The 8395-nt window shown below is 46.7% G+C and carries 2 protein-coding genes, 6 tRNA genes and 3 rRNA genes; 10 read left to right on the top strand and 1 reads right to left on the bottom strand.

All coding sequences use genetic code 11. The features are described 5' to 3' along the window. Window positions 1-466: 466 nt before the first annotated feature. From I1A42_RS16330 to I1A42_RS16290, 9 genes are all read left to right on the top strand, one after another. A 16S ribosomal RNA gene (locus I1A42_RS16330) occupies window positions 467-2025 on the top strand. Between the two features lie 68 nt (window positions 2026-2093). Further along, window positions 2094-2168 (top strand) — tRNA-Glu (locus I1A42_RS16325). Window position 2169: 1 nt separating this feature from the next. After that, window positions 2170-2245: transfer RNA gene (locus I1A42_RS16320), tRNA-Lys, on the top strand. Between the two features lie 29 nt (window positions 2246-2274). Next, window positions 2275-2350: transfer RNA gene (locus I1A42_RS16315), tRNA-Val, on the top strand. A 20-nt stretch (window positions 2351-2370) separates the two neighbouring features. Further along, a tRNA-Ala gene (locus tag I1A42_RS16310) sits at window positions 2371-2446 on the top strand. A 293-nt stretch (window positions 2447-2739) separates the two neighbouring features. Then, a 23S ribosomal RNA gene (locus I1A42_RS16305) occupies window positions 2740-5628 on the top strand. A gap of 113 nt (window positions 5629-5741) precedes the next feature. Then, a 5S ribosomal RNA gene (gene rrf / locus I1A42_RS16300) occupies window positions 5742-5857 on the top strand. Together the 16S, 23S and 5S rRNA genes with 6 tRNA genes alongside form the textbook arrangement of a ribosomal RNA operon. A gap of 52 nt (window positions 5858-5909) precedes the next feature. Beyond that, window positions 5910-5986 (top strand) — tRNA-Asp (locus tag I1A42_RS16295). Window positions 5987-6045: 59 nt separating this feature from the next. Continuing rightward, window positions 6046-6122: transfer RNA gene (locus I1A42_RS16290), tRNA-Trp, on the top strand. 81 nt (window positions 6123-6203) lie between these two features. On the opposite strand, the gene I1A42_RS16285 is transcribed toward I1A42_RS16290, so the two are convergent. Beyond that, a protein-coding gene (locus tag I1A42_RS16285; protein ID WP_196123473.1) for an IS630 family transposase occupies window positions 6204-7230 on the bottom strand; the annotation gives its coding sequence in 2 pieces (ribosomal slippage) (window positions 6204-6779 and window positions 6781-7230; 1026 coding nt in all). Between the two features lie 717 nt (window positions 7231-7947). Between I1A42_RS16285 and crcB the strand changes: the two genes are divergently transcribed. Continuing rightward, window positions 7948-8331, top strand: coding sequence for a fluoride efflux transporter CrcB (gene crcB / locus I1A42_RS16280; protein ID WP_161153780.1), 384 nt, complete (start codon window positions 7948-7950; stop codon window positions 8329-8331). Window positions 8332-8395: the final 64 nt, after the last annotated feature.

The following is an 8395-nucleotide window of genomic DNA, read 5'->3' as shown; positions in this document are numbered from 1 at the left end:
TGAAATTATTTGCTAATAGATTTAAAGAATGTAAACAAAACCATCTAATTTGACCCTTTTTGTCTCTTTTTTATCCGAACAGTAAGAAACATAGAAAAAATGGCAAAAAAAACTATTGCCATTTTTCTTCGCTTACCTATAATGCTAGCCCTCACTGACACGGGGATGCAACAAAGTCTTCGTTTATCAGTAGGGCATTCAAGGTTCATCAAATTGATGAAAAAATTTATGAAAAAAGTGGTTTGACACTGAAACTTTAAGTCGCTAGAATGTCCGTCCGCTTTGAGAATGAAATCTGAAAGCGAGCTCTTTAACAATTTAAACCTATCATCTGTGTGGGCACTCGTTGATGATAATCAAATGAGAAACTTCGGTTCCAATTGGTTTCAATGAACTGAGTGACCAATCAAGACTTCGGTTCTTGGCACAGTCATTTATTCAGTATTCATTGAGCCACAAAAAACTTTAATTGAAGAGTTTGATCATGGCTCAGAGTTGAACGCTGGCGGCAGGCCTAACACATGCAAGTCGAGCGGAAACGAGTTAACTGAACCTTCGGGGGACGTTAACGCGTCGAGCGGCGGACGGGGTGAGTAATGCCTGGGAAATTGCCCTGATGTGGGGGATAACCATTGGAAACGAGTGCTATACCGCATAATAGCTCGGCTCAAAGAGGGGGGACCTTCGGGCCTCTCGCGTCAGGATATGCCCAGGTGAGATTAATCTAGTTGGTGAGGTAAGAAGCTCACCAAGGCGACAGATCTCTAGCTGGTCTGAGAGGATGATCAGCCACACTGGAAACTGAGACACGGTCCAGACTCCTACGGGAGGCAGCAGTGGGGAATATTGCACAATGGGCCGCAAGCCTGATGCAGCAATGCCGCGTGTATGAGAAGGCCTTCGGGTTGTAAAGTACTTTCAGCAGTGAGGAAGGTGTTGAGATTAATAGTCTCATCATTTGACGTTAGCTGCAGAAGAAGCACCGGCTAACTCCGTGCCAGCAGCCGCGGTAATACGGAGGGTGCGAGCGTTAATCGAATTACTGGGCGTAAAGCGCATGCAGGTGGTCTGTTAAGTCAGATGTGAAAGCCCGGGGCTTAACCTCGGAATAGCATTTGAAACTGGCAGCTAGAGTACTGTAGAGGTGGGGTAGAATTTCAGGTGTAGCGGTGAAATGCGTAGAGATCTGAAGGAATACCAGTGGCGAAGGCGGCCCCCTGGACAGATACTGACACTCAGATGCGAAAGCGTGGGGAGCAAACAGGATTAGATACCCTGGTAGTCCACGCCGTAAACGATGTCTACTTGGAGGTTGTGGCCTTGAGCCGTGGCTTTCGGAGCTAACGCGTTAAGTAGACCGCCTGGGGAGTACGGTCGCAAGATTAAAACTCAAATGAATTGACGGGGGCCCGCACAAGCGGTGGAGCATGTGGTTTAATTCCGATGCAACGCGAAGAACCTTACCTACTCTTGACATCCAGAGAACTTTCCAGAGATGGATTGGTGCCTTCGGGAACTCTGAGACAGGTGCTGCATGGCTGTCGTCAGCTCGTGTTGTGAAATGTTGTGTTAAGTCCCGCAACGAGCGCAACCCTTATCCTTGTTTGCCAGCGAGTCATGTCGGGAACTCCAGGGAGAATGCCGGTGATAAACCGGAGAAGGTGGGGACGACGTCAAGTCATCATGGCCCTTACGAGTAGGGTCCTACACACGTGCTACAATTGGCGCATACAGAGGGCGGCCAACTTGCGAAAGTGAGCGAATCCCAAAAAGTGCGTCGTAGTCCGGATTGGAGTCTGCAACTCGACTCCATGAAGTCGGAATCGCTAGTAATCGTAGATCAGAATGCTACGGTGAATACGTTCCCGGGCCTTGTACACACCGCCCGTCACACCATGGGAGTGGGCTGCAAAAGAAGCAGGTAGTTTAACCTTCGGGGGGACGCTTGCCACTTTGTGGTTCATGACTGGGGTGAAGTCGTAACAAGGTAGCGCTAGGGGAACCTGGCGCTGGATCACCTCCTTAACGATAAGATTATTGCGATGAGTGTTCACACAGATTGATACGGTTTAGAAAGCAAAGAGTATCTTAGTGTCCCGTTCGTCTAGAGGCCTAGGACACCGCCCTTTCACGGCGGTAACAGGGTTCGACTCCCCTACGGGATACCATGGGTCGTTAGCTCAGTTGGTAGAGCAGTTGACTTTTAATCAATTGTCACAGGTTCGAATCCTGTACGGACCCACCATTTCCTTCCACAGGAAATCAAAATAATGTGGGCGATTAGCTCAGTTGGGAGAGCACCTGCCTTACAAGCAGGGGGTCACTGGTTCGAACCCGGTATCGCCCACCACTTTTCTTGTTGGATACGATGGGGCTATAGCTCAGCTGGGAGAGCGCCTGCCTTGCACGCAGGAGGTCTGCGGTTCGATCCCGCATAGCTCCACCATCTTTAAGCGCATTTACTTAAGTGTTCTTAAAAATGGTTTCTTTCTTTATAGAAAGTGAATCTTTGCTCTTTAATAATTTGGAAAGCTGACAAAACATTCTTTTAGAATGTTTGTGAAAGTTCTCAATTATCTATCATTGATGAGATAACCAACACACATTCAAGTGTTCTTGGAAGCTTACTTAAGTAGTAAGTATTCAAAATTGAGTCCGGCAATATCGAGTCTGCAACATGTATAAAATGCAGACAACCTTGGTGACTTGTTCATCAACCCAAAACTTTTTTGGGTGTATGGTTAAGTGACTAAGCGTACACGGTGGATGCCTTGGCAGTCAGAGGCGATGAAGGACGTACTAACTTGCGATAAGCGTAGATGAGGCAGTAAGAGCCACTTGAGTCTACGATGTCCGAATGGGAAACCCAACTGCATAAGCAGTTATCTTTAACTGAATACATAGGTTAAAGAGGCGAACCGGGAGAACTGAAACATCTAAGTACCCCGAGGAAAAGAAATCAACCGAGATTCTGGTAGTAGCGGCGAGCGAAACCGGATTAGCCCTTAAGCCATTTATGCGTCAGGTGAAGTGTCTGGAAAGGCACGCGATACCGGGTGATAGCCCCGTAACCGTTAACGTATTTGTGGTGAAATCGAGTAAGGCGGGACACGTGATATCCTGTCTGAATATGGGGGGACCATCCTCCAAGGCTAAATACTCCTGACTGACCGATAGTGAACCAGTACCGTGAGGGAAAGGCGAAAAGAACCCCTGTGAGGGGAGTGAAATAGAACCTGAAACCGTGTACGTACAAGCAGTAGGAGCCTCTTTATGGGGTGACTGCGTACCTTTTGTATAATGGGTCAGCGACTTATATTCAGTGGCAAGGTTAACCGTTTAGGGGAGCCGTAGCGAAAGCGAGTCTTAACTGGGCGCCCAGTCTCTGGATATAGACCCGAAACCGAGTGATCTAGCCATGGGCAGGTTGAAGGTTGAGTAACATCAACTGGAGGACCGAACCGACTAATGTTGAAAAATTAGCGGATGACCTGTGGCTAGGGGTGAAAGGCCAATCAAACTCGGAGATAGCTGGTTCTCCCCGAAAGCTATTTAGGTAGCGCCTCGGACGAATACTACTGGGGGTAGAGCACTGTTAAGGCTAGGGGGTCATCCCGACTTACCAACCCTTTGCAAACTCCGAATACCAGTAAGTACTATCCGGGAGACACACGGCGGGTGCTAACGTCCGTCGTGGAGAGGGAAACAACCCAGACCGCCAGCTAAGGTCCCAAATTACAGCTAAGTGGGAAACGATGTGGGAAGGCTTAGACAGCTAGGATGTTGGCTTAGAAGCAGCCATCATTTAAAGAAAGCGTAATAGCTCACTAGTCGAGTCGGCCTGCGCGGAAGATGTAACGGGGCTAAGTTGTAAACCGAAGCTGCGGCAATGCCTTTTAAGGTATTGGGTAGGGGAGCGTTCTGTAAGCCGTTGAAGGTGGATTGTAAAGTCTGCTGGAGGTATCAGAAGTGCGAATGCTGACATGAGTAACGATAATGGGGGTGAAAAACCTCCACGCCGGAAGACCAAGGGTTCCTGTCCAACGTTAATCGGGGCAGGGTAAGTCGACCCCTAAGGCGAGGCTGAAAAGCGTAGTCGATGGGAAACGGGTTAATATTCCCGTACTTCTTACAATTGCGATGGGGGGACGGAGAAGGCTAGGTGGGCCTGGCGACGGTCGTCCAGGTTCAAGTGCGTAGGCTTGGAAATTAGGTAAATCCGGTTTCCTCTAAGGCCGAGACACGATGTCGAGTCACTAAGGTGATGAAGTCATTGATGCCATGCTTCCAGGAAAAGCCTCTAAGCTTCAGATTGTAAGGAATCGTACCCCAAACCGACACAGGTGGTCGGGTAGAGAATACCAAGGCGCTTGAGAGAACTCGGGTGAAGGAACTAGGCAAAATGGTACCGTAACTTCGGGAGAAGGTACGCTCTTGACGGTGAAGAGATTTACTCTTGGAGCTATTGAGAGTCGCAGATACCAGGTGGCTGCAACTGTTTATTAAAAACACAGCACTGTGCAAAATCGTAAGATGACGTATACGGTGTGACGCCTGCCCGGTGCCGGAAGGTTAATTGATGCTGTTAGAGGTAACTCGAAGCGGTTGATCGAAGCCCCGGTAAACGGCGGCCGTAACTATAACGGTCCTAAGGTAGCGAAATTCCTTGTCGGGTAAGTTCCGACCTGCACGAATGGCGTAATGATGGCCACGCTGTCTCCACCCGAGACTCAGTGAAATTGAAATCGCTGTGAAGATGCAGTGTACCCGCGGCTAGACGGAAAGACCCCGTGAACCTTTACTACAGCTTGGCACTGAACATTGAGCCTACATGTGTAGGATAGGTGGGAGGCTATGAAGCAGTCACGCTAGTGATTGTGGAGCCGACCTTGAAATACCACCCTTGTATGTTTGATGTTCTAACTTGGTCCCCTTATCGGGGATGAGGACAGTGCCTGGTGGGTAGTTTGACTGGGGCGGTCTCCTCCCAAAGAGTAACGGAGGAGCACGAAGGTGGGCTAATCACGGTTGGACATCGTGAGGTTAGTGCAATGGCATAAGCCCGCTTGACTGCGAGAATGACAATTCGAGCAGGTGCGAAAGCAGGTCATAGTGATCCGGTGGTTCTGAATGGAAGGGCCATCGCTCAACGGATAAAAGGTACTCCGGGGATAACAGGCTGATACCGCCCAAGAGTTCATATCGACGGCGGTGTTTGGCACCTCGATGTCGGCTCATCACATCCTGGGGCTGAAGTCGGTCCCAAGGGTATGGCTGTTCGCCATTTAAAGTGGTACGCGAGCTGGGTTTAGAACGTCGTGAGACAGTTCGGTCCCTATCTGCCGTGGGCGTTGGAAGATTGAAGGGGGCTGCTCCTAGTACGAGAGGACCGGAGTGGACGAACCTCTGGTGTTCGGGTTGTGTCGCCAGACGCATTGCCCGGTAGCTAAGTTCGGAATCGATAACCGCTGAAAGCATCTAAGCGGGAAGCGAGCCCTGAGATGAGTCTTCCCTGGCGCTATAAGCGTCCTAAAGGGTTGTTCGAGACTAGAACGTTGATAGGCAGGGTGTGTAAGCGTTGTGAGGCGTTGAGCTAACCTGTACTAATGGCCCGTGAGACTTAACCATACAACACCAAAAAGGTTTTGTATCGGACTCGATATAGAGACACACTTGATTGTGTGAGAACGACAGCTTTCTGAATTAATTGTTGCTGCGTAGCGGTAACAACAAAGAATTTGCTTGGCGACCATAGCATTTTGGACCCACCTGATCCCATGCCGAACTCAGAAGTGAAACGAAATCGCGCCGATGGTAGTGTGGGGCTTCCCCATGTGAGAGTAGGTCATCGCCAGGCTTTAAATTAAACGGTAGAGTGTTAGACACTTTACGGTAAAAACCAGTTTCGCGGAGCGGTAGTTCAGCTGGTTAGAATACCGGCCTGTCACGCCGGGGGTCGCGGGTTCGAATCCCGTCCGTTCCGCCACTTATTTAAAAGCCTTAGTCTTAGACTGGGGTTTTTTCATATAAAAAATTTAATGTTTTAGGGGTGTAGCTCCAATTGGCAGAGCAGCGGATTCCAAATCCGCGTGTTGGGAGTTCGAATCTCTCCACCCCTGCCATAATTGAAGCCTTAGCAGCAATGCTAAGGCTTTTTTTACATCTGAATCATGGTGAATTGCTCCTAATACCAATCACACTAATTAACTGGTCAATATGGTCCAATCTCTAAAGCAGAGCGAAATGACTCTGCTTTTGTCTGCACAAAAACAATTCCAAGCACTACACAGCTTGTCGACAATATCGTCGTAACATTCAAAACACCTATTGGCTATTTCTTTCTGACGCAACCAACTCCATACCTGCTCTATTGAGTTGAGTTCGGGTGAATAAGGAGGTAGATGAATGACAGTCAAGTTCTTGAATGAATCCGCTAGATAGCTTTGATGCCAACTGGCTTGATCCATGATGACGACAGCATGTTTGCCTGTGGGGGTTGATTGAGAAATGAGTCTGAGTTGTTCCTTCATTGCTTCCATGTTGCTCATAGGAACAACAATAGCTTCAGTTTCTCCGGTATTAACGCACACCGCTCCAAATAAGTACGCATACTCAAATTGCTGTTGTTGTACCGCCCTAGGACGAGTCCCTTTTTTTGCCCAGATTCGGGTTGTTGTGTTGCGCTGGCCAAATCTGGCTTCATCTTGAAACCAGATTTGAACATCTTTTAAAGCAACATGCCCAGGGATCTTAAGGATCGTTTCTATTGGGAATTTTTTTAAAAGCTTCTTGCGCTTCTACAGATTGCTTTGGGTGCTTTGAACGAGTGGTTATCCAAACTAAATTAAGCTTTCTCAATATCTTATAGATGCCTGATAAGCTGTAAGATAGGCCAAATTCCTCATGGATGAATTCAATAATATCAGTCCCTTGTAGTCTTCCACCTTCAGGTTTAATCGCATTGGAAGTGATGTACAGCTTTAACAGAGATAGCTGATCTTCAGTCAGTCGTGGAGGACGGCCTGTATGCTGCTTTTCTACTAAACCTTCAACACCATTCTTTAAATAAGTCGCAACCCAGTTATTGACACTGGTACGGCTGACTTTTAAATATTTGGCGATCTCAGTGCGGCTTTTTCCATCCACGAAATGAGATATAGCAAGAAGTCTCGTACGCATCCTCGCATCGGATGTTTCACGAATAAGTTTTGGGAAGTCAGGGGGGTTCATATCAGCTCCTATCGAAGCTGATATTAGATCATAAAATTAGTGCGATTGGTATAAGTGATAGAGCTACTCGTTATCTGACTAATGGAGTTGCGTATCTTGGCTGCTGGACTGCCGTCCAGTCGAATCTCCGGAATGCCGGCCGAGTAATTTTAAGCCTTAGGAGTAAAGCTAGGGCTTTTTATTTTGAGCTTAAAAAGCCTGTGTCGGGAGCTGGAGTGCCAAGATAGGTGAGTTTCTGTATCTCCTCCCTGTAATAGTTTTAAGCCTCAGCAGTAAAAGCTGAGGCTTTTTTGTTTCTGGCTTTTTGCCCCAGTCAAATATAGAGAGTAGGATTTTCAACTAAGTGGATCCTTAGGCCATTAAATTACGGTTCTATAAGAATACTGGGCTTCTTTTATCGTTTGGCTCGATAGATATTATTACCCCTTAGTATGTAACTTGAGCCACTGTGAGACAGAGATTATTTTGTTATAGTTTTCGTTCTTTTTGATTTGGTTTTGAAAGACAAATCTGATCATGCTGAACTTTACTGTCTTATCTACCCGTTATAGCAATTCTACTTTTATTCGGATATAAGTGACTACTGTAACTTTTTTAATTATCTATTCTTTCGGTAGGATTAGTGGTAAATGAAAGTGATGATTTTTGTACTTATTTCTTAGCATTGGCGATTTTTTGTTTACAATAGTAAGCAAATATTACTATGTGGATTTCGATATGACTCAAATATCTATTTTGCTGTTTATTGCTATAGGCGGAGCATTTGGTGCTTGTTCTCGTTATTTAATTTCTGAGTGGACCGTTACCATGTTTGGACGAGCATTTCCTTACGGCACTCTATCGGTCAACATTATTGGTTCTTTTATTATGGGAATCTTAATGGCATGTTTTCAGAACGAATGGTTAGCTCCATACCCATGGCGTCAGGTAGTTGGTCTGGGTTTCTTAGGAGCGTTAACTACATTTTCAACGTTCTCTATGGATAACGTCTTGATGATTGAGCAGGGTGCATTCATTAAACTAGGTTTCAATGTGTTGTTGAATGTTCTATTCAGTATCTCAGCGGCTTATGTTGGCTATCAGTGGTTACTGCGTTCTTAAGTTTATTTTAAATAAAATGTTAAATTGAAGGCCTTCTCTCATTTTTGTTGTTCAATGAGAGAAG

Source organism: Vibrio nitrifigilis, assembly GCF_015686695.1.
Classification (GTDB): domain Bacteria; phylum Pseudomonadota; class Gammaproteobacteria; order Enterobacterales; family Vibrionaceae; genus Vibrio; species Vibrio nitrifigilis.
Note: the sequence above shows the minus strand (reverse complement) of the source record. Positions and strands in the feature narration are given on the sequence as shown.